Genomic DNA, 23,555 nt, shown 5'->3' with positions numbered 1-23,555 from the left:
CTCCCGCGCACGAACAGGCTAGGGGGATCAGCCATGAACGAGACGCTCGCGCCTTCCGCGATGCAGGACCTGCGCGAGGACCGCGCCGCCGCCGTCGCGCCCGTCGCCGCCGCGGCGCGGATCGACACGCTCGACTTCATCCGCGGCATCGCGGTGATGGGCATCCTGTGGGCGAACATCGTCGCCTTCGGCCAGCCCTTCGAGGCCTACATGTACCCCGCGGGCTTCCTCACCGATACCGGCGATCCCGGGGGCTGGCTGTGGATCGCGCAATTCGTGCTCGTCGACGGCAAGATGCGCGGGCTCTTCACCCTGCTGTTCGGGGCGGGGATGTTCCTGTTCATGGAGAAGGCCTGGGCGCGCGGCGCGACCCGGCGCTTGCAGGCGTGGCGCCTCGCGGTGCTGATGGGCTTCGGGATGATCCACTTCTTCTTCATCTGGCCCGGCGACATCCTGTTCTACTACGCGCTGTTCGGCTTGGTCGTGCTCGCCTGCCTGAGGTGGAGCGTGAAGACCCAGCTCATCGTCGGCCTTGCCGGCTACATGCTGGGCGTGGTGGTCTACAGCGGCCTCACCTTCCCCTGGCTGATCGTCGACACCCCCTATGGCGACGCCATGCCCGAGCAGCGCGCGATGATGCAGGGCGACGGCGCCGCGGCGCTGGCGCGCGGCGAGGTGCCCAATGCCGCGATCGCCGCGGGCGACTACCCCGCGCTGGTGGCGCACCGCTTCACCGAGCAGTGGTCGGAGCCGCTCAGCAACGCGCTGCTGTTCGGCTTCGAGACGATCCCGCTGATGCTGCTCGGGGTGGCGCTCTACCGGCTCGGCTTCTTCAGCGGAGCCGTGGCGCGGAGCACGCTGCTGCGCTGGGGGTGGATCGGGGTGATCGCCGGGGGGCTGGTGCAGCTCGCCATCGGCCTGGTGGTGCAGGCGGGGGGCTTCACCTTCCACGGCACCCTCGCCGGCTTCGTCGCGTGGAGCCCGCTGCCGCGCCTGTGGTCGATCCTCGGCCTCGCCGCGCTGCTGGTCGCCTATGCGCCCGGCGCGAACGGATGGCTCGGCGAGCGGGTGCGCGCCGCGGGGCGGGCGGCCTTCACCAATTACCTCGGCACCTCGGTGGTGATGATGTTCGTCTTCCACGGCTGGGCGCTGGGGCTGTTCGGGCAATTGAACCGCCCGCAGCTCTATGTCGTGGTGGTGCTCGCCTGGTCGCTCATGCTCGCCTGGTCGAAGCCGTGGCTCGACCGCTTCCACTACGGCCCGCTCGAGTGGCTGTGGCGCTGCCTGACCTACCGGCGGCTCTTTCCCTTGCGCAAGTGAGGTCGCCTCCGCGCTTTCCCGGAGAGGGCAGCGCCGGATGCACTTCACCCTTGTTATTGCGAATAACTCGCATACATTCGCTCCTGCAAACGCCTCGCAGGAGTGATTCGAGCGGCCATGTACATCTGCATCTGCAATGCGATCCGTGAGAATGATTTGCGCAAGGCCGCGCTGACCTGCGACGGGGATGCGGAAGCGACCTACGCCTGCCTCGGCAAGCGCCCCAATTGCGGCCAATGCCTTGAGGAGGCGCAGGAAATCATCGATGCCGAGCGCGCTGCCGCGGCTTGCGAGGCACTCGCAGTATAAGCGCTGCCCGCCGCGATTGCGAACGGCTCGCAAGCGACTGATTCGCAAGGAATTTTGACCTGCGCCCCTTGCGGGCACCGGGCGGCTGCGGCTACAATCGCCGCAATGCCGCCGCCGGCGCTTTGATATCTCGCAAGGAGCATTCCCCATGAAGGGCGACCCCAAGGTCATCGATTTTCTCAACCAGGCGCTCACCAACGAGCTGACCGCGATCAACCAGTACTGGCTGCACTACCGCGTGCTCTCGCACTGGGGCGTGACCAAGCTCGCCGCCTACGAGCGCAAGGAATCGATCGAGGAGATGGAGCACGCCGACAAGCTCGCCGAGCGCATCCTGTTCCTCGACGGGCTGCCCAATTTCCAGGCAATCCACAAGCTCAAGGTCGGCGAGACGGTCGAGGAGATCCTGCGTGCCGACCTCGCGCTCGAAGAAGAGGCAATCCCGCTGCTGCGCGACGCGGTCGAATACAGCGAATCCGTCCGCGACTACGTATCGCGCGACCTGTTTGCCTATATTCTGAAGAACGAGGAGGAGCACGTCGACTTCCTCGAGACCCAGTTCGAGCTGATCGAGCGCATGGGCCTGCACAATTATGTGCAACTCCAGAGCGCGCCCGCGGGCGACAGCTGAGCAAGCTACGCAGAAGCCGCAGGGCTGCACAAAAAAGGGGCAGGGCCGCGAGGGGCGGTCCTGCCCCTTTTGCGTAGCGCTGTCCGCCACGCGGGCGGCCTGGTCGGAGCGGGCTTTAACATTTGATATAAATGGCTTGACGTCGCTGCCCACCGGGCGCACTCTCGCCGCGGGGGGAGGAGCGCGGGCAGCTGCGGGCTGGTCTGCGCGGAATCACGATCGGGTCGCACAGGGTCTATTTCGCCGCAGCACACGGGCTCAAGCCCTCCGATGCACATATTGGAGGCACATGATGAGCAGACTGACCAAGATGATCGAGTGCGGCATCGCCGCAGCGGCGCTCGCTTTCGCGGCACCGGCCTTCGCGCAGGCCGCCGAGGTCTACAAGGATTACACGCCGGCCGAAGAGGTGGTCGAGATGACCCTCGTCAAGGTCGACGAGGGCCAGGCCGACACCTACCTCGGAGGGCTGCGCAAGACGTGGGCGGCGGCCAACGAGGTCCAGAAGCAGCTCGGCTACATCAAGGATTACGGCATCTACGGGGTCCCTTACGGCGACAACGAGTTCAACATCGTCCTGATCATCGTCTTCCCCAACACCGAAGCCGTGGGGCCGAGCAAGGAGCGTTACCTCAAGTTCCTCGAGGCCTACGGCAAGGCGAACATCGACGCCGGCAACAAGACCCAGATCGAGCTCTACAACAAGATCCGCCAGATCCAGGGCACCTATCTGCTGCGTGAGGTGACTTTCACCGGCAAGTGATCGCGCCATAGTGGGGGGCGGGGACGGCCTTGCGGCCCCGCCCTCCTGCAGTTGACCATCCGGTCAATTCTGCCACTACCCCTTCGGCTCCTCCGCCCCGCGCGCCGCCAGCCGCGTCTCGAACAGGAAGAAGCCGAGACCCGTCACCAGCAGCACCATCGTCAGCACCCACAGCACCGCGATCACCGTCCCGATCTGCGCGTGGATATAGGCGGCGATGAAGAGGAGGCCGATGACGAGGCTGATCATCACCGCCGCCGCGGTCGAGAACATGATCGCCCCCTGCATCAGCTTGCGGCGCCGCATCAGCCAGCCGAGCTCGCGCGCCTGCCTGGCGGTGCGGTGCTCCTCCATCTTCTCCTCGATGTTCTCGACCCGCCGCGCGATCCAGATCATCCGGCTCATGATGACGTTCATGATCGCCCCGATGCCCGAGAGCAGGAATGCGGGTGCCAGCGAAAGCTGCACCACCTGCTGCACCCGCGGGGTGGAGGCGGTGCGCTCGAGGATTTCCGAGGCGAAGGGCGGTGCGTGGAGGACCGCGGCGAGGAGGTCGAGCGCGCTCATCACCCCTCCTTGGCGTAGGGGTTCTTGTTGGTGCGCAGCGTCACCCGCACCGGAACGGCCTCGAAGCCGAGCTTCGCGCGGATGCCGTTGACGAGGTAGCGCTCGTAGCTCTTGGGGAGCAGGTCGAGGCGCGAGCCGAAGATGACGAAGCGCGGCGGGCGGGTGCCGGCCTGGGTGATGTACCTGAGCTTGATGCGCTTGCCGCCGGGGGCGGGCGGCGGGTTCGCCTCCATCGCGTCGTCGAACCAGCGGTTGAGCGCCGAGGTGGAGACGCGCTTCGACCACGCCTCGCGCAGCTCGAAGGCCCCCGCGAGCATCTGGTCGAGGCCCTTGCCCGTCTTCGCCGAGACGGCGAACAGCGGCAGGCCCCGGACCTGCGCGAGCCCGTCGTCGAGCGCGGCGCGGATGCCGTTGAAGAGCTTGCTCGCGTCTTCCGCCACATCCCACTTGTTGATCGCGATCATCAGCGCGCGGCCTTCCTCGAGGACGAGGCTCGCGATCTTGAGGTCCTGATGCTCAAGCCCCTGCGTCGCGTCGAGCAGCAGCACCACCACCTCGGCGAAGTCCACCGCCCGGCGCGCATCGGCGACCGAGAGCTTCTCGAGCTTCTCGGTGACGTTCTTCTTCTTGCGCATCCCCGCAGTGTCGATGAGGCGGATCTCGCGGGTCTCGCCCGACTTGGGATCGGTCCATTGCCAGTCGATCGCGATCGAATCGCGGGTGATCCCGGCCTCGGGCCCGGTCAGCAGCCGGTCCTCGCCGAGCAGGCGGTTGATGAGCGTGGACTTGCCCGCATTGGGCCGCCCGACGATGGCGAGCTTCAGCGGGCCGGAGGGGCGCTCCTCCTCGTCCATCTGGCGCAGCGCGGCGCGCTCGGCGTCGTTCGCCTCTTCCCACGCTTCCGCCTTGGCGCCGATGATCGGCCACAGCCCGCCGAACAGGTCCGCGACCCCCTCGCCGTGCTCGGCCGAGAGCGCGAGCGGCTCGCCGAGGCCGAGCGACCAGGCCTCGATCACGCCCGCCTCGGCAGCCGCCCCTTCGGCCTTGTTGGCGGCGAGGACCACCGGCACCTCGGCCTCGCGCAGGTAGCGGGCGATTTCCTCGTCCAAGGGGGTGAGCCCGGCGCGCGCGTCGATCACGAAGATCGCCGCGTCCGCGCCCGCGAGGCTCGCTTCGGTCTGCTTCCTCATCCGCCCGGGGAGCGAGAGCGCGTCCTCGTCCTCCCACCCGGCGGTGTCGACCACGGTGAAGTGCAGCCCGGCGATCACCGCATCGCCCATGCGGCGGTCGCGGGTCACCCCCGGCTGGTCGTCGACGAGCGCGAGCTTCTTCCCCACCAGCCGGTTGAACAGCGTGGACTTGCCGACATTGGGGCGGCCGATGATGACGACTTCAGGCTTCTTGGGGAGGGACATGACCCGGCCCAAGTGGGCGCAAACGCCTCTTTTGGCAAGCCGAGAGGGGGCTCAGCCCTTCCGGGCGACCGGCGGGTTCTCGCCGAGGTCCTCGTACCACGCCTCGACCGGGCCGGTGAGCTTGATCGTCAGCGGCTGGCCCTTGCGGTCCACGGCCTTGCCCGCCTGCACCCGCACCCAGCCCTCGGAGATCGAGTATTCCTCGATGTCGGTGCGCACCCGGTCCTTGAAGCGGATGCCGACCCCGCGCTGGAGCTTCTCCGCGTCGAAGTGTTCGCTCCGCGGATTGACCGACAGGCGATCGGGCGGAACGTCGCTGCCGGCGCCTGTCGCAGGGGTTGCCGCAGGGGTGGTCTCGGGGGTTTTGTCGCTCATGGCGCGCGCCTCTATCGGGGCTTGGCGCTTGCATCAAGCGTGTTGCGCTTGCCCTTTTCCCGCGAGACGGATAAGGGCGCTCGCTGATACGCGCGGGGGGCCATGCTTCCCGCGCGGCTTCGTTCGGGCAAGCGGGCGTGGCGAAATTGGTAGACGCACCAGATTTAGGTTCTGGCATCGCAAGATGTGGGGGTTCGAGTCCCTTCGCCCGCACCAATTCGCCGCCCGGACTGCCCGGCCTCACGGATTACTCATCAAAAGGCTCCAGACAAGTTCATGCAGACCCAGCAGACCGTCAACGAAGGGCTCAAGCGCGCCTACACGATCACGATCCCGGCCGCCGAGCTGTCGGCCAAGATCGATGCCGAGATCAGGAAGATCGCGCCGCAGGTCCGCATGCCCGGCTTCCGTCCCGGCAAGGTGCCCGCCAATCTCGTCAAGAAGATGCACGGCGAGGCGCTGCACGGCCAGGTGGTGAACGACACGATCCGCGAATCGGTCGACAAGCTGATCCGTGACGAGGCGCTGCGCCCGGCGATGCAGCCCGAGATCGGGCTCAACGAGGATTACGAGCAGGGCAAGGACGCGGCGATCACCGTGAGCCTCGAGGTGCTCCCGGCGATCGAGGCGCCGAGCATCGAGGGCCTCAAGCTCGAGAAGCTGGTGGTGCCCGTGACCGACGCGCAGGTCGACGAGGCGCTCGGCAACATCGCCGCGCAGAACAAGAGCTACAAGGACGCGCCCAAGACGAAGAAGGCGGCCGAGGGCGACCAGCTGATCATCGACTTCGTCGGCAAGTTGGGCGGCGTCGAGTTCGAGGGCGGCAAGGCCGAGGACGCCGCGCTGGTGATCGGCTCGGGCACCTTCATCCCCGGCTTCGAGGACCAGCTCGTCGGCGTGAAGGCGGGACAGGAGAAGACCATCACCGTCACCTTCCCCGAGAACTACCAGGCCGACCACCTCGCCGGGAAGGAAGCGACCTTCGACATCACCGTGAAGGCAGTCAAGGTCGAGGGCGAGACCACCATCGATGAGGATTTCGCCAAGAGCCTCGGGCTCGACAGCCTCGACAAGCTGCGCGAGATCATGAAGGCGCAGCTCGAGCAGCAGACCGCCGGCCTTACCCGCACCCAGATGAAGCGCGCGCTGCTCGACCAGCTCGCCGCGGGCCACTCCTTCGAGGTGCCCGGCAGCATGGTCGAGGCCGAGTTCCAGCAGATCTGGGCGCAGCTCCAGCAGGAAGCCGCGCGCGACGAGAACCCGGCCGAGGCCCTGAAGCAGATCGAGGACGAGAAGGACGAATACCGCTCGATCGCCGAGCGCCGCGTGCGGCTCGGCCTGCTGCTCTCGGAAATCGGCCAGGCGAACGGTGTCGAGATCACCCAGCAGGAGATGTCGATGCTGATCCAGCAGGCGGCGATGCAGTATCGCCCCGAGGACCGCGAGCGCTTCGTCCAGTACATCCAGTCCGAGCCGATGGCCGCCGCCCAGCTGCGCGCCCCGCTCTACGAGGACAAGGTCGTCGACTTCCTGTTCGACAAGGCCGAGGTCACGACGCGTGAAGTGACTGTCGAGGAGCTTCAGGCCGCGATCGAGGCCGAGGAAGGCGCCGAGGCCGCGCCCGCGCCGAAGAAGGCGCCGGCGAAGAAGAAGGCTCCCGCCAAGAAGGCCGCCGCCGAAGGCGCCGCTGCCGAGGCGGCCGAGACCGCCGAAGAGGTGAAGCCCGCCAAGAAGGCCCCCGCGAAGAAGAAGGCCGAGGCTCCGGCGGAAGAAGCCGATGCCAAGCCCGCCAAGAAGGCTCCGGCCAAGAAGGCGGCGGCCAAGAAGTAAGGGCTTTCGATATCGATCTCCCTGAGCGGCATCTTGCCTTTTTGGGGGATTGAGCCTATACGAAGGCTACCAGTGACAGGTTTACCCTGTTGATCGACCCCCGGCCGCTGCAACGGCTGGGGGTCAACTGCTTCAGGAGCCCGAGGGGCCGGCTGCAACCAGCCCCCCGGACCGTGACTGACAGTTACTTGGACCGAGAGATCTCGACCACCTTCAGTATGAGGGTGGCAAAGGCCATCAACAGTCCGAGCAACACGCACACTTCTACCAGTGTCATGTATGTTTACTCGTTGATCTGGCAGCGGGATTGCTGCCGTCACGAGTCATGCCGCAGGCGGACAACAAATGCGACCGCTTACCGTTGCGGTTAGCTTTGGTTCACTCGCCCGCCGGCTTCCAGGGCGCAAAGGTGGGCGTCGGCAGCACCGCTGTCCGCGCCTTTTCGTAAGCCGCGCCGGCCTTCAGGACCGCGTGGTCCTGCCACTGGGCGCCCATGATCGAGAGCCCGATCGGCAGTCCCTCGACCGCGCCCATCGGCACGGTGAGGTGCGGATAGCCCGCGATCGCGGCGAGGTAGCCCGCGCCGATCCGCCCGTTGAAATTGTCGCCGTTGACGAGGTCGGTGCTCCACGCCGGGCCTTGGGTGGGCGCGACGAGGAAGCTCACTGTGTTGTCGGCGAGGAGCTTGTCGATCCCCTCGGCGCGGGTCAGGCGCCTGAGGGTGGCGAGGTTCTTCTGGTAAGCCGCCGCGTCGGTGGTCTTCAGCGCCTCTTCGAACAGGTCCTGCCCGAAGAAGCGCAGTTCGGTCGCAGCATTGGCGCTGTTGAAGGCGACCACGTCGGCAAGGCTGCGCGGCCCGCCGGTGCCGGGGCGGGTGCTCAGGTACTTGTCCATCTCGACCCGCAGCTCGAAGAGCAGCACCGGGAGCGCCGCCGCCCACAGCTCGCCAGGCGCGCTGTACTCGACGTCGACGAGCTCGGCGCCTGCGCGCTTCAGGTCTTCGAGGGCGGTGTCGAACAGCGCCTTGACGTCCGCCCGGCTGCCCGTCGCGCCGCGCAGCACCCCGATCCGCACGCCCTTGAGCGAGGCGGTGTCGAGCCCGGCGGTGTAGTCGGCGACCCGCTTCGCCTCGAGCGTCACCGGGTCCGCCCGGTCCTCGCCGGCGATCGCGGTGAGCAGCAGCGCGGCGTCGTAGACCGTCCGCGTCATCGGCCCGGCGGTGTCCTGTGTCGAGGAGATCGGCACCACGTGGGTGCGGCTGACGATCCCGACCGAGGGCTTGAAGCCGACGAGGCCGTTGATGCTCGCCGGACACGCGATCGAGCCGTTGGTCTCGGTCCCGATCGCGCCCCAGGCGAAGCCCGCCGCGATCGCCGCCCCGCTCCCCGAGGAAGAGCCGCAGGTGTTGCGGTCGGTCGCGAAGGGGTTCCTCGTCAGCCCGCCGACTGCGCTCCACCCGCTCGTCGAATCGTTCGAGCGGATGTTCGCCCACTCGGAGAGGTTGGTTTTGCCGAGCACCACGCCGCCCGCCTTGCGCAGGTTCGCGATCAGCGGCGCATCGCGCCCCGTGGCGTTGTCCTTGAGGGCGAGGCTCCCCGCGGTGGTCGGAAACTCCGCGGTCTCGACATTGTCCTTGACCATCACGGTGCGCCCCGCGAGCGGCTTGCCTGTCTGCGTCACCGCGACGGCGGCGGCGTCGGGGTTGTAGACGATGACCGCGTTGAGCATCGGACCGGCATCGTCGAGCGTGCGGATACGCTCGATCTGCGCCGCCGTGTCGGCGATGGCGGGAACGGGCCTTTCGCGCAGCACGATGTCGCCGCCCGCCTGCTGGGCGAGCGCTGCGCTGGCGGTGGTGGCGAGGAGCAGGGCGAGGGCCGGGCGGGCGAGGATGCGGTGGTTCATGACCGCCAGATGTGCCACGCCGCGCGCGGCGCTCAAGGGGTAAAACACCTAGGTCTCCCCCGGCCGAGCCCGATGCTCCCCGGCGAATTCACAGGGACAAGGTAAACGCCCTTGAAATTGCCCGTGAGGCTCCGACATAGCCGTATCGACACACCTCAAGGACACCGCATCCCATGATCGATCTGTTCGGCAATTCCGGCGAGACCTACGGCACCCAGGGGCAGTTCACCCGCGATCCCTACACGGGCGCGCTGGTGCCGGTGGTGGTCGAGCAGACCAGCCGGGGCGAGCGCAGCTTCGACATCTTCAGCCGCCTGCTGCGCGAGCGGATCGTCTTCGTGAACGGCCAGGTCGAGGACAACATGGCCTCGCTGATCATCGCCCAGCTGCTGTTCCTCGAGAGCGAGAATCCCTCCAAGCCGATCAGCATGTACATCAACTCGCCGGGCGGGGTGGTGACGGCGGGCCTCGCGATCTTCGATACCATGCAGTACATCAAGCCACGGGTCTCGACCGTGTGCATCGGCCAGGCGGCCTCGATGGGCAGCTTCCTGCTCGCCGCGGGCGAGCCGGGCATGCGCATCGCGCTCCCCAATGCGCGGATCATGGTCCACCAGCCCTCGGGCGGCGCGCGCGGGATGGCGGCGGACATCGAGATCCAGGCGCGCGAGATCCTGCGCATCCGTGCCCGCATGAACGATCTCTACGTCAAGTTCACCGGCCGCAGCCTCGAGGAGATCGAGAAGGCGATGGACCGCGACACCTTCCTCGAAGCCGAGGAAGCGCGCGCCTTCGGGCTCGTCGACAAGGTCTTCGAGACCCGACCCGAGAACGAGGAAACCGGCCTCGAGGACGGTTCGGGCGGCGCGCCTGAGTAGGCCCTTCCCCTCACCTCCTCCCGCGACCTGCACCGGCGCGGGACAGCTGCGACAGGGCGTGGCAATTGCGCGCCTTCGCAGGCCGGGGCATCATGGTAACAGCACGAATTCACGCGCGATGTGTTGATTCATGCTGCGCGAGCGATACACTTGACGAATCCGCCCGAGGTGTCTCGGCGTCTGGGGCAGCGGATTCGAGGACACAGGAATGACCAAATTGAGCGGATCCGACAGCAAAAGCACCCTCTACTGCAGCTTCTGCGGGAAGTCGCAGCACGAGGTGCGCAAGCTCATCGCCGGGCCGACGGTGTTCATCTGCGATGAATGCGTCGAGCTGTGCAACGACATCATCCGCGAGGAAACCAAGGCAGGGATCGCCGGCAAGAAGGACGGCGAGATCCCCACGCCGATGGACATCTTCACGACGCTGAACGACTACGTGATCGGCCAGGACCGGGCGAAGCGCGTGCTCTCGGTGGCGGTCCACAACCACTACAAGCGGCTGAAGCACTCGGGCAAGGCGGGCGACGTCGAGCTGGCGAAGTCGAACATCCTGCTCGTCGGCCCGACCGGGAGCGGCAAGACCCTGCTTGCGCAGACGCTGGCGCGCACCTTCGACGTGCCCTTCACCATGGCCGACGCGACCACGCTGACCGAGGCGGGCTATGTCGGCGAGGACGTCGAGAACATCATCCTGAAGCTGCTCCAGGCCTCGGACTACAACGTCGAGAAGGCGCAGCACGGGATCGTCTATATCGACGAGATCGACAAGATCACCCGCAAGGCCGAAAACCCCTCGATCACCCGCGACGTCTCGGGTGAGGGCGTGCAGCAGGCGCTGCTCAAGCTGATGGAAGGCACCACCGCCTCCGTGCCGCCGCAGGGCGGGCGCAAGCATCCGCAGCAGGAATTCCTGCAGGTCGACACGACCAACATCCTGTTCATCTGCGGCGGCGCCTTCGCGGGCCTCGACAAGATCATCGCCGACCGGTTGCAGAAGCGCTCGATCGGCTTCGGCGCCCACGTCGCCGATCCCGAAAAGCGGCGCGTGGGCGAGCTGCTCGAGAAGTCCGAGCCGGAAGACCTGCTCAAGTTCGGCCTGATCCCCGAATTCGTCGGCCGCCTGCCGGTCATCGCCACGCTGCACGATCTCGACGTGCCGGCGCTGGTGACGATCCTCAAGGAGCCCAAGAACGCGCTGGTCAAGCAGTATCGCAAGCTGTTCGAGCTCGAGGACGTCGAGCTGACCTTCACCGACGACGCCCTCCAGGCGATCGCCGAGCGCGCGATCAAGCGCAAGACCGGCGCGCGGGGCCTGCGTTCGATCGTCGAGGGCCTGCTGCTCGACACGATGTTCGACCTGCCCGACATGGAAGGCGTGACCGAGATCGTGATCGACGCCGACGTGGTCGCCGGCAAGAAGGAACCGATCCGCGTGATCGGCAGCGAAAAGAAGAAGGAAGAGGCGGCTTAGTCTCGGTCTGGCGGAGTTACCCCTCCCTCAGCCCTGCGGGCTGCCACCTCCCATCGGGACGGGGAGGGACCTGTGGCCGCCAAGTCCCTCCCCGTTGCGCAGCAATGGGGAGGTGGCACCGCGGAGCGGTGACGGAGGGGTCCTTCAGGCGTCTCCCGCGATGATCCCCGCACAGAGCCGGACCATCGCCTTGGCCACCGCCGACGGATCGGCCAGCACCTCGCTCGCCGGAATCCGCTTCACCCTGATCTCCTGCGCCGCGAGCAACACGTCGCGCCGTTCGTCCAGCGCGGGTCTGTCGCCCATCTCGTGCGCCATCCCGTCGATCTCGAAGCCGCACTTCGCCGCTGCGCAGGAGAAATCGAGCACATAGGGCCCGACGGGGTGCTGGCGGCGGAACTTGAGGCCTCCCCGTGCTGCGCGCAACTCGCGCCAGAGCAGGCCTTCGGGAAGGCTCGGTGTCTTTCGCTGAGCGCGGGCGAGGGTGTAGTTGTGGTCGCTCTTGCGCAATTACCCCTCCGTCACCGCTTCGCGGTGCCACCTCCCCATCCTTTCAGGACGGGGAGGGACTTACCAGAGATCGCCTCGCAAGTCCCTCCCCGTTGCCCAGCAATGGGGAGGTGGCAGCGGCGTAAGCCGGTGACGGAGGGGTAATTCACGCGCAAATCACGCAGGCAGGAACACCCCGTCGGTCACGTGCACCACGCCGTTCGAGGTTGCGACGTCGGCCTGGGTCACCGCGGTCGTGCCGCCCCGCGCATCGGTGATCACGATCGTGTCGCCCGAGAGCCGCGCCTTGAGCTTGCCGCCCGAGACGGTGGTCAGCGTCGCCGTGCCGCCGTGCTTGCGGATCAGCGCGACGAGGTCGGTGCTGGTCACCTTACCGGCAACCGCATGGTAAGTGAGGATGTCGGTCAGCGCGCCCTTGTTCTGGGGCTTCACGAGGCTCGCGACGGTGCCGTCGGGGAGCTTGGCGAAGGCGGTGTCGGTGGGCGCGAAGACGGTGAAGGGGCCGGGGCTCGAGAGCGTGTCGACGAGGCCCGCGGCCTTGACCGCGGTCACCAGCGTGGTGTGGACGCCGGTGCTCATCGCCACCTCGACGATGTTCGGGCGCGCGACGGCGGCGGCGGTCCTCGAGGCGGCGTGGCCGTGCGCGGCGGCGGGGAGGGCGGCGAGGCCGGCGGTGAGGGCGAGGGCACCGGCGGCAGCGGCGGCAAGCGTGGTCTTGAAGGTCATGAGGGTTCTCCTTGTTCCTGGGTTGAGAGGTGCAAGCCCCTCCCGCTTGCCCCCGAGCTACGGCTGCGCGGACGCGGCGGACGCAGAGAAAAAACATATTTTACAAGGGTATAAACCCGAACACGAAAAGCCCCGCCCGGCCCTGGAGGTAGGCCGGACGGGGCGGAGACACGCTGCCCCGCGCGAATGGGGGTGGGGAGGCGGGGCAGCGCGACGCCGGAGCCGGGGTCAGCCCGGCAGCGACACGGTGTCGGTCACGTGGATCACGCCGTTCGACTGGAAGACGTCGGCCTGGGTCACGGTCGCCTTGCCGCCCTTGGCGTCGGTCAGCACGACCTTGCCGCCCTCGACCCGCGCGGTGAGGATGCCGCCGTTGAGGGTCTTGAGTTCGGCCTTGCCGCCGCCCTGCTTGATGAGATCGGTGAGCTGTGCGGCCGAGACCTTGCCCGGGACGACATGGTAGGTGAGGATCGAGGTCAGCGTCGCCTTGTTCTCGGGCTTTACCAGCGTCTCGACCGTGCCCGCGGGGAGCTTGGCGAAGGCGGCGTTGGTGGGCGCGAAGACGGTGAAGGGGCCGGGGCCCGAGAGCGCCTCGACGAGGCCGGCGGCCTGCACCGCGGCGACGAGCGTGGTGTGGTCCTTCGAGTTCACCGCATTCTCGACGATCGTCTTGGTCGGGTACATCGGCGCGCCGCCGACGGTCGGAACATCGCCCTGTGTCTCGGTGTGGTTATCGGCGAGCGCGGGCGCAGCGGCAAGGCCGGTGAAGGCGGCCAACGCGGCGGCGAGCGCGGTGAGGGTGTGCTTGGGGGTCACGTTCGAACTCCGTCAATCAGGGTCACGGGGTGCAAGCTCTCCCGCTTGCACAGGGAGCTACGCGGGCCCGATGCGGCCGGATGCGGGCTTGTTGCGATTGCGGATGAATTGCCGCTGGCCCGCGCCGAAGCGAGCCCGGCATCAGACGCGGTTGAACGCGCCCTGGCCGACGATCGGGCCCGGGGCCTTGCCCTCGGGCGCCCCGCCGAGCGGCTCGCGCGACAAGGCGAGCCCGGCGCCGCGCCGGAGCTGCTCGGCGAGCGCGTGGGGGAGGATCATCGAACGCACCTCGCCCGGCTGGATCACCCCCAGCGACTGCGGCGCGCCGCCGTCGGCGGGGACCAGCCACAGCTCGTGATCGTGCACCCCGTCGCGGGTCAGGCCGATTGCGCCGACCACCATGCGCTCGCTCTCGGGGATGTAGGTCACGTCGAGCCTGAGACCGTCCGCGCCGATCGGCACGGTGGCGACGAGCGGCGCCGCGGCGGCGACAGCGACCGGCTCGGGCGGTGTCGTGACCACGCGCGCCGGGGCGAGCACGAAGCTCCACACCAGCGCGAGCGCGGCGGCGGCGCTCGAGAGGCCGGCGACAAGCTGCCAGCGCCGCACCCGCGCCTCGAGCGCGACGACGTTGCCCGCGGGCGCCTCGGCCGCCGCCGCTTGCTGCGCGGCGATGCGCGCGGCGATGCCCTCCCAGACGTGCTCGCCCGGTTCGGCGCCGGGGATCGCGTCGGCGAGCGGGGCGAACCAGCCGTCCCACCATTCTTTGCGCCACGCGAAGTCCGGATCGGTCGCGTATTTCCCGCGCGCGGCGAGCAGTTCCTCGCCTTCGAGCAGGCCGAGCGACCATTCGGCGGCGAGCAGCGGATCGTCGCGCATCGCGCCGGTCTCGGGCACGGTATCCTCGGGCGCGCTCATGCGGCCTCGCTCGCTTCGAGACAGGCGCGCAGGCGCTGGAGGCCGCGGCGGATCCAGCTCTTCATCGTGCCGAGCGGGACGTCGGCGGCCTCGGCGAGCTGGGCGTAGGTCTTGCCCTCGAAGAAGGCCGCGCGGATGTGCCCCTGCGTGCGGGCGTCCAGAGCGCCCAGGCACTTGTGGATTTGCGCGGTCTGCTCGGCATCGACCAGCAGCGCGTCGGCGAGCGGGCTCTCGTCGGGAAGCGGCGCGGCTTCCTCGACCGGGACCGCCCCGCCGCGCACCTTGCCGGTGCGCAGCCGGTCGATCGCGCGGTTGCGCGCGAAGGCCGCGAGCCACGCGATCGGGCTCGCGCGCGCGGGATCGTAGCGGTCGGCCCGCTGCCACAAGTTCACATAGACGTCCTGCAAGGCGTCCTCGGCTTCCTTCCTGTCGCCCAAGATACGCAAGGTGATGCCGAACAGCTTCACCCGGGTCGCGCGGTAGATTTCCTCGAGCGCCGCCTGGTCGCCCTGCGCCAGCCGCGCCATGGCGCCCTGCAGCGCCTCGCGCGCCGCGTCCGAGGTGGGGCGGGGGCGGGCGGCCATCAGCAGTCCGCTCCGCAGGGCTGGCAGGGGTTCTCGCCGCTCTCGACCTGAATCGTCGCATGGCCGACCCCGAAGCGGTGCTCGAGGCTGGCGGCGAGGTCGCGCAGGAAGCTGTCCGAGGCGGGGCGGCCCGGCATGACGAGGTGGGCGGTGAGCGCAACCTCGGTGGTCGACATCGGCCAGACGTGGAGATCGTGCACGGCGGTGACGCCGTCGAGGCCCGCAAGGTGCTGTTTCACCTGCACAAGATCGATCCGCGCCGGCGCCGCGAGCAGCCCCATCGCGAAGCTGTCGCGGGCCAGGCCCCAGGTGCTCCAGGCGATCACGCCGAGGATCGCGAGGCTCACCAGCGGATCGATCCACGCAAAGCCGGTGACCACGATCGCCGCCCCGGCGAGGACGACGCCGAGCGACACCGCCGCATCGGCCGCCATGTGGAGATAGGCGCCGCGGATGTTGAGATCGTGCTGGCCGGCAAGGAAAAGCATGGCCGTCAACGCGTTGATCGCAATACCGATCCCGGCGACGACGATCATCGCGGTGCCCTCGGGCTCGGCGGGGTTCATCACCCGGTGGAGCGTCTCGAACCCGATCGCCCCGATCGCCACCGCGAGCAGCAGCGCATTGGCGAGCGCGGCGAGGATGGTCGAGCTCTTGTAGCCATAGGTGAACCGCCCCGAGGCCGGGCGCTTCGCCGCGATGCTCGCCCCCCAGGCGAGCGCGAGGGCGAGGACGTCGGACAGGTTGTGCCCCGCATCGGCGATCAGCGCCATCGAGCCATAGGCGAGGCCCGCGCCCGCTTCCACCAGCACAAACAAGGAGTTGAGCAAGATCCCGATCAGGAAGGCGCGGCCGAAATCGGCCGGGGCGTGCGAATGCCCATGGCCGTGGTCATGGCCGTGATGATGGTGGGGATGGGCGTGCGCGTGCATGGCGGATTCAGTTGTAGACGCAGGCGTCGAGCCCGTCACGCCTGACGATGCCGATCCGCCGCTCGATGCGGTTGCCGTGGCGCGCGATCCATCCGCTCACGCCCTTGACCGCGCGCTTCTTCGGGGAGGGGAGCGCGGCGGCCATGCGGCTTGCCTCGTCGCGCGAAAGGCGGGCGGCGGAGTGGCCGAAATAGCGCTGCGCACCGGCCTCGGCGCCGTAGGTTCCGATGCCGGTTTCTGCAACGTTCAGATAGACTTCCATGATCCGGCGCTTGCCCCAGACGAGCTCGATCCAGAAGGTGAACCACGCCTCCAGGCCTTTGCGGAAATAGCCCCCGCCCTGCCACAGGAAGACGTTTTTCGCGGTCTGCTGGCTGATGCTCGATCCGCCGCGGATCTTGCCGCCTTCCATGTTGGCGCGCATCGCCTTCTCGATCGCCTCGGTGTCGAACCCGGAGTGCTGGCAGAACCGCTGGTCCTCCGAGGCGATCACCGCGCTGACCAGGTTGCGGTCGATATTGTCGAGCGATTCCCAGTCCTTGGTGATGCCGTTGGGGTCCATCAGCATGGTCGCGGTGACCGGCACCGGAAGCCACTTGAAGGCCACCACCAGTACCACCGTCAGCCCGACAAAGCCGGCAATCGCCTTGGCGATGAAGCGCAGGATTGTGCGGACCATGGCCTGCCTCTAGCGCAAGGTCGGCGGACAGGGAAGCACCGGCCTCTTGCGGTAGGACATCGCCCCCGCTTAGCTGTGCGCACAACCATCGGGGGAGCCATCATGCACCGTTTCCAACTCGCCGCCAGCGCGCTCGCGCTTGCCCTTTCCGCCCAGCCCGCGCGCGCCGACGACGCCGCCACGGCGAAGGCGATCGAGGCCGATTACGACAGCTCGCTCGCCGCGCTGTTCCTCGACTTCCATCAGCACCCCGAACTCGGCTTCCGCGAGACCCGCACCGCCGGGATCATGGCGGCCGAGCTGCGCAAGGCGGGGCTCGAGGTGACCGAGGGCGTGGGAGGCACCGGCGTGGTCGGCATCCTCAGGAACGGCTCCGGCCCCACCATCCTGATCCGCGCCGACATGGACGGGCTTCCGGTCGAGGAGAAGAGCGGCCTCGGCTACGCCTCGAAGGCAAGGCAGGTGGACAGCGACGGCAGGGAATACCCCACCATGCACGCCTGCGGGCACGACACCCACATCACCGCGATGGTCGCCACCGCAAGGCGGCTCGTGTCGATCAGGCGGCAGTGGAGCGGCACGCTGATGTTCGTCGTCCAGCCCGCTGAGGAGCGCGTCGCCGGGGCCAGGGCGATGCTCGCGGACGGGCTCTACCAGCGCTTCGGCAAGCCCGACTATGCGCTCGCCTTCCATGTCGCGGCCAATCTCGAGACGGGCAAGGTGTCCGCTTCGGAAGGCACGCAATGGTCGGGAACGGTCGGGGTCGATATCCGCGTGCCCGGCATCGCCACACATGGCGCTTCGCCGGAGCTGGGACGCGACCCGATCTATATCGCCTCGCAGATCGTGACCGCCTTGCAGTCGATCGACAGCCGCGAGATCTCCCCGTTGAAGCCGGTGGTGGTCACGGTCGGATCGATGCATGCCGGCACGCGCGGCAACATCATCCCCGACGAGGCCCGGTTGCAGCTCACGGTCCGCGCGAACGACGAGGAGACCATGGCGGCGACCCTGGCGGCGATCAGGCGGATCGCGGCGGGCATCGGCAAGGCGCATGGCCTGCCCGACGATCTTCCCGTGGACGTCACGATCGGCGCAGGAGTCCCGGTGACCGCGAATGATCCCGTGCTTGCACGCCGCCTCAACACGGCGATGGCGCGTGCCCTGGGCGAGGGGGTGGTGGTGCCCTTCGTCCAGCAGAACATGGGCGCGGAGGACTTCACCTATTTCGTCGCCCCGGAAACGGGGGTGCCGGGCTACTATTTCGTGGTCGGCGGGACGACGCCCGAACGGCTCGCGGCGGCCAAGGCGGGCGGACCGGCGATCGCCGGGCACCACTCGCCCCTGTTCCAGGTCGCGCCGAAGGAGAGCATCACGCTGGGTGCAAGGGCGATGGTCGCGGCGGTGCTGGAGCTTGCGGGGAAGAAGTGATGTTCGCAAAATGTTTCACGTGAAACATCGGCAGGGGCCGGAGGGGCGATGCAGAGGTGTGCGGCGCCCCTTTTCTGTTGGATTGTAGGGCTTTCTCGCCCCGAATCCGTTCGTCCTGAGCTTGTCGAAGGACCGTTCTTCTTCAACGGGTTGGGCGCTGGAGGCCAAGGGTAGGACGGCCCTTCGACAGGCTCAGGGCGAACGGACGTGTGAGGCGCTTCCAACAGCTCACCCGGCCCCTCCGACGGGTTCGGAAGCGGGGGCTGATGGGGGTGTGAGGGGGGTCTAGCCGGGGCTAGGGGCCGGATGAGGCAGGGCTGGAGGCCTCCAACAAATCCGCGCCCCGCTCACTTCGCGGCGATCGGGCTCCAGTCGATCGCGGCGAAGAGCTTTTGGGGGAGGTCTGCAACCTTCGCCTCGTCCGCTGCTTCGAAGTCGCTCTCATACCGCACCACCCAGGTCGCGGTCTCGCCCCGCCCCGGCCCGATACAACCGACCCACAGCGTCAGATTAGTCTCGGGCCTCTGATGCCGGCCGCCGATGTTTTCGCCGTCGGTGTAGCGCGCCGTGTGCTGCTGGACATCGCTGCCGAGCAAGCGGAGCGGCTCGCCGTTTAGGCGCGGTTCGCGGTGCCACCACACCGCTCGCATCCGCTCGTCCTCCTTGGCGAAGCGCGCTATGCACCGTTCGCCGCCGCCGGGACTGATCCGGATGGTCGCACTGCCCCTGAGACCTGGGACCAAGTATCTGATCCCATGAAGGAAGCACTTGCTCGGGTCTTGTATGTTCATCGAGGCCCGGGCCAGCCCACCGAGGTCGGACGGGAAGAGGATACCGGTGTCGCAGTGACGATAGGTCTCGCGCTCGATGCGGCCTGCCGCCTGCGAATTCGTCGGTCCGCCAAGACCGAGACCTATCGCGATCGTTACAGCTGTCAGTCGAGACAGGATCCCGGTCATGAAAAAGCCCTCCGCTCGCCATGCTATGGGGAACGGAGGGCCCTGAAAAGTCGGAACTTCGTGGGCTTACGCGATGCCCGGCAGCAGCCTTTCGCCCGCGATGCGCTGCATCGCCTTCTGAAGCTTCTCGAAGGCGCGCACCTCGATCTGGCGGATGCGTTCGCGGCTGACGTCGTATTCCTGGCTGAGCTCTTCGAGCGTCTGGGGCTTCTCGGTCAGGCGGCGTTCGGTGAGGATGTGGCGCTCGCGCTCGTTCAGCGAATTCATCGCCTCGCTGAGCATCGCCATGCGCAGCTGCGATTCCTCGGCCTCGGCGACGGTCTCGTCCTGCAAGGGGCGATCGTCGGCGAGCCAGTCCTGCCACTGGCCCGAGCCTTCCTCGTCGCCCCGCAGCGAGACGTTGAGCGAGGCATCGCCGCCCATCATCATCCGGCGGTTCATGTTGACCACCTCCTGCTCGGGCACGCCGAGGTCGGTGGCGATCTTGGTGACGTCCTCGGGCGAGAGGTCGGAATCCTCGTAGGCTTCGAGCTGCTTCTTCATCCGGCGAAGGTTGAAGAACAGCTTCTTCTGGGCCGCGGTGGTGCCCATCTTCACGAGGCTCCACGAGCGCAGGATGAACTCCTGGATCGAGGCCTTGATCCACCACATCGCGTAGGTCGCGAGGCGGAAGCCGCGATCGGGCTCGAACTTCTTGACGCCCTGCATCAGGCCGACATTGCCTTCCGAGATGAGGTCGGCGACGGGCAGGCCATAGCCGCGGTAGCCCATCGCGATCTTGGCGACGAGGCGGAGGTGGCTGGAGACGAGCTGGGCGGCGGCCTCGGGATCCTCGTGCTCCTGGTAGCGCTTGGCGAGCATGTATTCCTGCTCGGCCGTCAGCACCGGGAACTTGCGGATTTCGGCGAGATAGCGGTTGAGCGACTGCTCGCCGCTCAGGGCCGGGACCGAAGGGGTCTTCGTTTTGGTCACTGGTTACCTAACCTTTCTGGCGTCGACCGCTTTGCGCAGGACCCCTGATGGGCATCCCGCGGCGTGGGTCACGGGTTCTGTGTATACGCGAAAACGCGGGAAATGGTTGCGCGTTTCATCGATCACTATGGCGCAGTTGGTCGATCAACCCGGCCATGTCCTGCGGAAGATCGCTCCGGAACTGAACGAACGCCCCGCTCGCCGGGTGGACGAAGCCGAGCTCGGCGGCGTGCAGCGCCTGCCGGGCGAAGCCGAGTCGCGCGAGGAGCGGGCGCAATTGTGCAGGGGTGCGGCCATAGACGGGGTCTCCCACTAGCGGATGGCCGATTGACGCGCAGTGAACGCGCACCTGGTGGGTGCGGCCGGTCTCGAGCCGGCATTCGACCGCGGCGGCGTGGGCCAGCCTCTCGAGGGTCCTGTAATGGGTGATCGCCGGTTTGCCGCGCGAGGAATTGTTGGGGAGCACGGTCATTTTCTTTCGGTCCGCGTCCGAGCGCCCGAGCCGCGCGTCGATCGTGCCTTCGGGCGGGGAGGGGTGCCCGGCGGTGACGGCGATGTAGCGGCGGTGGACGGTGTGCGCGGCGAACTGCGCGGCGAGGTTCTCGTGCGCGAGGTCCGTCTTGGCCACGACCAGCAGCCCCGAGGTGTCCTTGTCGATGCGGTGCACGATCCCCGGCCGCGCGACCCCGTTGATCCCCGAGAGCTGCCCCCGGCAATGGTGGAGCAGGGCATTGACCAGCGTCCCGGTGAGGTTGCCCACCGCCGGGTGGACGACGAGCCCCGCGGGCTTGTCGACGACGACGAGGTGCTCGTCCTCGTAGGCGATGACGAGCGGGATGTCCTCCGGCCCCGCCGCGGCGGGCGCTGTGGGCGGGAGGTGAAGCGCGAAGGGCGTCCCCTCGCCGACCCTGGCGGACGGCGAGCTCGCGGGCTTTCCGGCGACCTCGACCCGCCCCTCCTCGATCAGCGCCTGCACCCGCGCGCGGGAGAGCCCGGTCGCCTCCGCCAGCGCCTTGTCGAGGCGGGCGCTGGACCCCGCGGACGCTGGGATGGTGCCGGTGATGATTTCGCCCGCGGACATGCTATGGCCATGCGCGATGGAGGTGGAAGTGACAAGCCGTGCCCTCAGCCAGATGCGCGCCGCCGCGGCCGCCGCGCACCCGCGCGAGGCTTGCGGCATCCTCCTCGGCGAGGGCTCGCGCATCACCGAGGCGCGCCCCGCCGCCAATGTCCACCCCACCCCGCACACCCATTTCGAGATCGACCCCCAGGCGCTCATCGATGCGCACCGGGCCGCGCGCGCCGGGGGGGCTGCGGTGCTCGGCTATTTCCACTCGCACCCGGCCGGCCCCGCCGCCCCGTCCGCGACCGACCGCGCCTGCGCTGCCGGGGACGGGCGGGTGTGGGCGATCCTCGCGGGCAAGGACGTCACGTTCTGGAGAGACGGGGAAGCGGGTTTCACCGCACTTTCCTTCCGTCCCGGCGATGGCTAGGGAAGCGCGATGATTTCCCGGACCGATCTCGCCGCGATGCTGTGCTCGCGCCTGTGCCACGACATGCTCTCGCCGGTCGGCGCGCTCGCCAACGGATTGGAGCTCCTCGCCGACGAGCAGGACCCGCAGATGCGCGCCCGGGTGGTCGAGCTGCTCGAACAGTCGGCGAAGATCAGCACCGACAAGCTCAAGTTCTTCCGCCTCGCCTTCGGGGCCGCGGGCGGCTTCGGCGAGGCGATCCCGGTGAGCGAGGCGCAGGCGGTGATCGAGGCGCTCGCCTCCGACGCCAAGCGGGTCAGCGTCAACTGGGCGATCGCCGAGCCGAGCCTGCCCAAGCCCGCGGTCAAGGTGCTGCTGAACCTCGCCCAGATCGCATTGGACAGCCTCGTGCGCGGCGGCACGCTCGACATCGGGGCGGAGCGGCGCGACGGCGCGGTCGAGATCGTCGCCCGCGCGCGCGGCGAGCGGATCGCCTTCGACGAGACCATCGGCCGCGCGCTCCAGGGCGACCTCGACGAAGCCGAGATCACCTCGCGCACCGCGGCCGCGCACATGATCGCGGTGCTCGCCGAGGAGATGGAGGGCGGCCTCCAGTACAAGCTCGGCGAGGGGGCGCTGGTCTTGGGCGCTGTCCTGCCCGAGCCTGACGGCATGATCGGCTAGGGCGTTCAAGTGTCGGGGGGCATGGACGGCGACGAACTGGTCCACCGCGAGGTGCTCTCGCCCAACCACGGTGAGCGCACGTTGCCGATCTCGATGGTCGTGATCCACTACACCGAGATGAAGCCGGTCGAGACCGCGCTCGCCCGGATGTGCGATCCCGCCGCCTCGGTCAGCGCGCATTACTGCATCACCGAGGAGGGCGAGGTGATCCGGCTGGTGCCGGAAGAGCGCCGCGCGTGGCACGCCGGGGCGAGCTACTGGCGCGGCATTCCCGACGTGAATTCGGCGAGCATCGGGATCGAGCTCGATCATCCGGGGCACCTGCCCGAGAATGGGGGCTACCGCGGTTTCGCCGAGGCGCAGATCGACGCGCTGATCCCGCTGCTGGGCCGACTCGTGAAGCAGTATGACATCCCGCGCGCCAATGTCGTCGGCCACTCCGACGTCGCGCCGATGCGCAAAGTGGATCCGGGCGAGCTCTTCCCCTGGGAACGGCTCGCGCAGCACAAGTTGTGCCTGCCGCGCCCGCAATGCCTCGCGGCGGGCAACCCGTTCCACAACGAGGGGAGCTTCTTCCTCGCGCTCGAGCGCTTCGGCTACGACATCACCGATCCGGCCAAGGCGGTCGAGGCCTTCGAGCGCCGCTGGCGGCCGGAGCGCATCACCGGCGTGCCCGACGGCGAGGTGGCGGCGATCCTCTGGCAGCTCCTCCTCGACCGCGACCAGGGGCGGACGCGCTAGCTATTCCGGGCGCCTGCGCCTATAGGCCGCCCGGTCAGGGGGCCTGAGGCAGCCGCGTGCGAGAGTGCGAGGAAAGTCCGGGCTCCACGAAACGAGGGTGGCGGGTAACGCCCGCCGGCGTCCCTTCGGGGGCGCAAGGGAAAGTGCCACAGAGAGCAGACCGCCGATGGCTCCCCGCAACGGAGGCACAGGCAAGGGTGAAAGGGTGCGGCAAGAGCGCACCGGGACGCTGGCAACAGGGTCCGCATGGCAAACCCCACCCGGAGCAAGGCCGAATAGGGGTCTCGTGCCGCAAGGCAGGCGAGTTTCGCGCCGAGAGACCCGGGTTGGCTGCTAGAGCCGTCGAGCGATCGCCGGCCCAGATGAATGGCTGCCGCCCCGGGGCCGGTCCGTCAGGATACCGCCCGGGGAGACAGAACCCGGCTTATGATGGCCTCCTGACTTTTCGAACCCGCCTCCGCGGGTTCGTCCTCGGTGCGTTTCGAGCCTTTCAGGCTCGAGCACCTGCGGCTCGGCCGCGTGGCCTCGCGGCCCGTCCGGTGGCGGGCCGATTTTCCCAGTCCCTCCCCGTCCCGAAGGGATGGGGAGGTGGCAGCCCGCAGGGCTGACGGAGGGGTAATCCTCCGGCGCCCGATACCCCTCCGTCACCGCTGCGCGGTGCCAC

At 68.2% G+C, this 23,555-nt stretch carries 25 protein-coding genes, 1 tRNA gene and 1 other RNA gene; 13 read left to right on the top strand and 14 right to left on the bottom strand.

Annotated features, from left to right (window positions below; translation table 11 throughout):
- The first annotated feature begins 33 nt into the window (after nt 1–33).
- From ACLBKU_RS12275 to ACLBKU_RS12260, 4 genes are all read left to right on the top strand, one after another.
- Nucleotides 34–1,320: a DUF418 domain-containing protein gene (locus ACLBKU_RS12275; protein WP_410179846.1), complete on the top strand. Its 1,287-nt coding sequence runs from the start codon at nt 34–36 to the stop codon at nt 1,318–1,320.
- Nucleotides 1,321–1,437: 117 nt separating this feature from the next.
- Nucleotides 1,438–1,629, top strand: a complete 192-nt coding sequence (locus ACLBKU_RS12270) for a bacterioferritin-associated ferredoxin (protein ID WP_410179845.1) — start codon at nt 1,438–1,440, stop codon at nt 1,627–1,629.
- A 148-nt stretch (nt 1,630–1,777) separates the two neighbouring features.
- A complete protein-coding gene (bfr, locus tag ACLBKU_RS12265) occupies nt 1,778–2,260 on the top strand; it encodes a bacterioferritin (RefSeq protein ID WP_410179844.1) in 483 nt (160 codons plus the stop codon).
- A gap of 289 nt (nt 2,261–2,549) precedes the next feature.
- Nucleotides 2,550–3,023 (top strand): hypothetical protein, encoded by a 474-nt coding sequence (locus ACLBKU_RS12260; protein WP_410179843.1) that lies wholly within the window; start codon nt 2,550–2,552, stop codon nt 3,021–3,023.
- A 75-nt stretch (nt 3,024–3,098) separates the two neighbouring features.
- On the opposite strand, the gene ACLBKU_RS12255 is transcribed toward ACLBKU_RS12260, so the two are convergent.
- From ACLBKU_RS12255 to ACLBKU_RS12245, 3 genes are read right to left on the bottom strand one after another with little or no spacing between them, the layout of a single operon-like run.
- Complete coding sequence (locus ACLBKU_RS12255) at nt 3,099–3,590, bottom strand: DUF2721 domain-containing protein (protein ID WP_410179842.1); 492 nt, start codon at nt 3,588–3,590, stop codon at nt 3,099–3,101.
- The gene (gene der / locus ACLBKU_RS12250; protein WP_410179841.1) at nt 3,590–5,005 is read right to left on the bottom strand and encodes a ribosome biogenesis GTPase Der; all 1,416 of its coding nucleotides are present in this window, start codon (nt 5,003–5,005) and stop codon (nt 3,590–3,592) included. The genes ACLBKU_RS12255 and der overlap by 1 nt, the downstream gene beginning before the upstream one ends.
- A gap of 51 nt (nt 5,006–5,056) precedes the next feature.
- Nucleotides 5,057–5,380 carry a DUF3297 family protein gene (locus ACLBKU_RS12245; RefSeq protein ID WP_410179840.1) on the bottom strand — a complete coding sequence of 108 codons (324 nt, stop codon included), beginning with the start codon at nt 5,378–5,380 and terminating at the stop codon, nt 5,057–5,059.
- Nucleotides 5,381–5,511: 131 nt separating this feature from the next.
- Between ACLBKU_RS12245 and ACLBKU_RS12240 the strand changes: the two genes are divergently transcribed.
- Together ACLBKU_RS12240 and tig are read left to right on the top strand one after the other, a co-directional pair.
- Nucleotides 5,512–5,596: transfer RNA gene (locus tag ACLBKU_RS12240), tRNA-Leu, on the top strand.
- 60 nt (nt 5,597–5,656) lie between these two features.
- Nucleotides 5,657–7,210, top strand: coding sequence for a trigger factor (tig, locus tag ACLBKU_RS12235; RefSeq protein ID WP_410179839.1), 1,554 nt, complete (start codon nt 5,657–5,659; stop codon nt 7,208–7,210).
- A gap of 378 nt (nt 7,211–7,588) precedes the next feature.
- Here tig and ACLBKU_RS12230 read toward each other — a convergent pair whose 3' ends face one another.
- Nucleotides 7,589–9,115 carry an amidase gene (locus ACLBKU_RS12230; protein WP_410179838.1) on the bottom strand — a complete coding sequence of 509 codons (1,527 nt, stop codon included), beginning with the start codon at nt 9,113–9,115 and terminating at the stop codon, nt 7,589–7,591.
- A 173-nt stretch (nt 9,116–9,288) separates the two neighbouring features.
- Here ACLBKU_RS12230 and ACLBKU_RS12225 point away from each other — a divergent pair, with 173 nt between their 5' ends.
- Together ACLBKU_RS12225 and clpX are read left to right on the top strand one after the other, a co-directional pair.
- Nucleotides 9,289–9,993, top strand: coding sequence for an ATP-dependent Clp protease proteolytic subunit (locus ACLBKU_RS12225; RefSeq protein WP_410179837.1), 705 nt, complete (start codon nt 9,289–9,291; stop codon nt 9,991–9,993).
- 208 nt (nt 9,994–10,201) lie between these two features.
- Nucleotides 10,202–11,467, top strand: coding sequence for an ATP-dependent Clp protease ATP-binding subunit ClpX (gene clpX / locus ACLBKU_RS12220; protein WP_410179836.1), 1,266 nt, complete (start codon nt 10,202–10,204; stop codon nt 11,465–11,467).
- Nucleotides 11,468–11,611: 144 nt separating this feature from the next.
- Here clpX and ACLBKU_RS12215 read toward each other — a convergent pair whose 3' ends face one another.
- From ACLBKU_RS12215 to mtgA, 7 genes are all read right to left on the bottom strand, one after another.
- The gene (locus tag ACLBKU_RS12215; protein WP_410179835.1) at nt 11,612–11,977 is read right to left on the bottom strand and encodes an endonuclease domain-containing protein; all 366 of its coding nucleotides are present in this window, start codon (nt 11,975–11,977) and stop codon (nt 11,612–11,614) included.
- Nucleotides 11,978–12,133: 156 nt separating this feature from the next.
- Nucleotides 12,134–12,703 carry a fasciclin domain-containing protein gene (locus ACLBKU_RS12210; RefSeq protein WP_410179834.1) on the bottom strand — a complete coding sequence of 190 codons (570 nt, stop codon included), beginning with the start codon at nt 12,701–12,703 and terminating at the stop codon, nt 12,134–12,136.
- 228 nt (nt 12,704–12,931) lie between these two features.
- Nucleotides 12,932–13,519 carry a fasciclin domain-containing protein gene (locus ACLBKU_RS12205; RefSeq protein ID WP_410179833.1) on the bottom strand — a complete coding sequence of 196 codons (588 nt, stop codon included), beginning with the start codon at nt 13,517–13,519 and terminating at the stop codon, nt 12,932–12,934.
- A 141-nt stretch (nt 13,520–13,660) separates the two neighbouring features.
- Entirely contained in the window at nt 13,661–14,437 is a 777-nt protein-coding gene (locus tag ACLBKU_RS12200) for an anti-sigma factor domain-containing protein (protein ID WP_410179832.1), read from the bottom strand.
- Complete coding sequence (locus ACLBKU_RS12195) at nt 14,434–15,021, bottom strand: sigma-70 family RNA polymerase sigma factor (protein ID WP_410179831.1); 588 nt, start codon at nt 15,019–15,021, stop codon at nt 14,434–14,436. Before ACLBKU_RS12195 ends, ACLBKU_RS12200 begins: the two co-directional genes overlap by 4 nt.
- Nucleotides 15,021–15,953 (bottom strand): cation diffusion facilitator family transporter, encoded by a 933-nt coding sequence (locus tag ACLBKU_RS12190; RefSeq protein WP_410179830.1) that lies wholly within the window; start codon nt 15,951–15,953, stop codon nt 15,021–15,023. Before ACLBKU_RS12190 ends, ACLBKU_RS12195 begins: the two co-directional genes overlap by 1 nt.
- Nucleotides 15,954–15,960: 7 nt before the next feature.
- Nucleotides 15,961–16,632: a monofunctional biosynthetic peptidoglycan transglycosylase gene (gene mtgA, locus ACLBKU_RS12185; protein ID WP_410179829.1), complete on the bottom strand. Its 672-nt coding sequence runs from the start codon at nt 16,630–16,632 to the stop codon at nt 15,961–15,963.
- A 102-nt stretch (nt 16,633–16,734) separates the two neighbouring features.
- On the opposite strand from mtgA, the gene ACLBKU_RS12180 reads away from it, so the two are divergent.
- On the top strand, nt 16,735–18,063 hold the full coding sequence (locus tag ACLBKU_RS12180; RefSeq protein WP_410179828.1) for an amidohydrolase: 1,329 nt from the start codon (nt 16,735–16,737) through the stop codon (nt 18,061–18,063).
- A gap of 347 nt (nt 18,064–18,410) precedes the next feature.
- On the opposite strand, the gene ACLBKU_RS12175 is transcribed toward ACLBKU_RS12180, so the two are convergent.
- From ACLBKU_RS12175 to ACLBKU_RS12165, 3 genes are all read right to left on the bottom strand, one after another.
- Nucleotides 18,411–19,022, bottom strand: a complete 612-nt coding sequence (locus ACLBKU_RS12175; protein ID WP_410179827.1) for a hypothetical protein — start codon at nt 19,020–19,022, stop codon at nt 18,411–18,413.
- Nucleotides 19,023–19,088: 66 nt separating this feature from the next.
- Nucleotides 19,089–19,994: an RNA polymerase sigma factor RpoH gene (rpoH, locus tag ACLBKU_RS12170; protein ID WP_410179826.1), complete on the bottom strand. Its 906-nt coding sequence runs from the start codon at nt 19,992–19,994 to the stop codon at nt 19,089–19,091.
- 115 nt (nt 19,995–20,109) lie between these two features.
- Complete coding sequence (locus ACLBKU_RS12165) at nt 20,110–21,075, bottom strand: RluA family pseudouridine synthase (RefSeq protein ID WP_410179825.1); 966 nt, start codon at nt 21,073–21,075, stop codon at nt 20,110–20,112.
- A 16-nt stretch (nt 21,076–21,091) separates the two neighbouring features.
- Here ACLBKU_RS12165 and ACLBKU_RS12160 point away from each other — a divergent pair, with 16 nt between their 5' ends.
- The 4 genes from ACLBKU_RS12160 (at nt 21,092) to rnpB (ending at nt 23,336) form a co-directional block, all read left to right on the top strand.
- A complete protein-coding gene (locus ACLBKU_RS12160; RefSeq protein WP_410179824.1) occupies nt 21,092–21,487 on the top strand; it encodes a Mov34/MPN/PAD-1 family protein in 396 nt (131 codons plus the stop codon).
- Nucleotides 21,488–21,496: 9 nt separating this feature from the next.
- Nucleotides 21,497–22,150, top strand: coding sequence for a histidine phosphotransferase family protein (locus ACLBKU_RS12155; protein WP_410179823.1), 654 nt, complete (start codon nt 21,497–21,499; stop codon nt 22,148–22,150).
- 21 nt (nt 22,151–22,171) lie between these two features.
- Nucleotides 22,172–22,891 (top strand): N-acetylmuramoyl-L-alanine amidase, encoded by a 720-nt coding sequence (locus ACLBKU_RS12150; protein ID WP_410179822.1) that lies wholly within the window; start codon nt 22,172–22,174, stop codon nt 22,889–22,891.
- Between the two features lie 34 nt (nt 22,892–22,925).
- An RNA gene (gene rnpB, locus ACLBKU_RS12145) (RNase P RNA component class A) lies at nt 22,926–23,336 on the top strand.
- Nucleotides 23,337–23,555 lie beyond the last annotated feature (219 nt).

The organism is Erythrobacter sp. NE805 (genome assembly GCF_046452355.1).
Taxonomy (GTDB): Bacteria; Pseudomonadota; Alphaproteobacteria; order Sphingomonadales; family Sphingomonadaceae; genus Erythrobacter.
Note: the sequence above shows the minus strand (reverse complement) of the source record. Positions and strands in the feature narration are given on the sequence as shown.

Bases quoted from the DNA above. Each gene is read 5' to 3' on its own strand.
- ACLBKU_RS12275 (WP_410179846.1), top strand. From the start codon at position 34: ATGAACGAGACGCTCGCGCCTTCCGCGATGCAGGACCTGCGCGAGGAC.
- ACLBKU_RS12270 (WP_410179845.1), top strand. From the start codon at position 1,438: ATGTACATCTGCATCTGCAATGCGATCCGTGAGAATGATTTGCGCAAG.
- bfr (WP_410179844.1), top strand. From the start codon at position 1,778: ATGAAGGGCGACCCCAAGGTCATCGATTTTCTCAACCAGGCGCTCACC.
- ACLBKU_RS12260 (WP_410179843.1), top strand. From the start codon at position 2,550: ATGATGAGCAGACTGACCAAGATGATCGAGTGCGGCATCGCCGCAGCG.
- ACLBKU_RS12255 (WP_410179842.1), bottom strand. From the start codon at position 3,590: ATGAGCGCGCTCGACCTCCTCGCCGCGGTCCTCCACGCACCGCCCTTC.
- der (WP_410179841.1), bottom strand. From the start codon at position 5,005: ATGTCCCTCCCCAAGAAGCCTGAAGTCGTCATCATCGGCCGCCCCAAT.
- ACLBKU_RS12245 (WP_410179840.1), bottom strand. From the start codon at position 5,380: ATGAGCGACAAAACCCCCGAGACCACCCCTGCGGCAACCCCTGCGACA.
- tig (WP_410179839.1), top strand. From the start codon at position 5,657: ATGCAGACCCAGCAGACCGTCAACGAAGGGCTCAAGCGCGCCTACACG.
- ACLBKU_RS12230 (WP_410179838.1), bottom strand. From the start codon at position 9,115: ATGAACCACCGCATCCTCGCCCGCCCGGCCCTCGCCCTGCTCCTCGCC.
- ACLBKU_RS12225 (WP_410179837.1), top strand. From the start codon at position 9,289: ATGATCGATCTGTTCGGCAATTCCGGCGAGACCTACGGCACCCAGGGG.
- clpX (WP_410179836.1), top strand. From the start codon at position 10,202: ATGACCAAATTGAGCGGATCCGACAGCAAAAGCACCCTCTACTGCAGC.
- ACLBKU_RS12210 (WP_410179834.1), bottom strand. From the start codon at position 12,703: ATGACCTTCAAGACCACGCTTGCCGCCGCTGCCGCCGGTGCCCTCGCC.
- ACLBKU_RS12200 (WP_410179832.1), bottom strand. From the start codon at position 14,437: ATGAGCGCGCCCGAGGATACCGTGCCCGAGACCGGCGCGATGCGCGAC.
- ACLBKU_RS12195 (WP_410179831.1), bottom strand. From the start codon at position 15,021: ATGGCCGCCCGCCCCCGCCCCACCTCGGACGCGGCGCGCGAGGCGCTG.
- ACLBKU_RS12190 (WP_410179830.1), bottom strand. From the start codon at position 15,953: ATGCACGCGCACGCCCATCCCCACCATCATCACGGCCATGACCACGGC.
- mtgA (WP_410179829.1), bottom strand. From the start codon at position 16,632: ATGGTCCGCACAATCCTGCGCTTCATCGCCAAGGCGATTGCCGGCTTT.
- ACLBKU_RS12180 (WP_410179828.1), top strand. From the start codon at position 16,735: ATGCACCGTTTCCAACTCGCCGCCAGCGCGCTCGCGCTTGCCCTTTCC.
- ACLBKU_RS12175 (WP_410179827.1), bottom strand. From the start codon at position 19,022: ATGACCGGGATCCTGTCTCGACTGACAGCTGTAACGATCGCGATAGGT.
- ACLBKU_RS12165 (WP_410179825.1), bottom strand. From the start codon at position 21,075: ATGTCCGCGGGCGAAATCATCACCGGCACCATCCCAGCGTCCGCGGGG.
- ACLBKU_RS12160 (WP_410179824.1), top strand. From the start codon at position 21,092: ATGGAGGTGGAAGTGACAAGCCGTGCCCTCAGCCAGATGCGCGCCGCC.
- ACLBKU_RS12155 (WP_410179823.1), top strand. From the start codon at position 21,497: ATGATTTCCCGGACCGATCTCGCCGCGATGCTGTGCTCGCGCCTGTGC.
- ACLBKU_RS12150 (WP_410179822.1), top strand. From the start codon at position 22,172: ATGGACGGCGACGAACTGGTCCACCGCGAGGTGCTCTCGCCCAACCAC.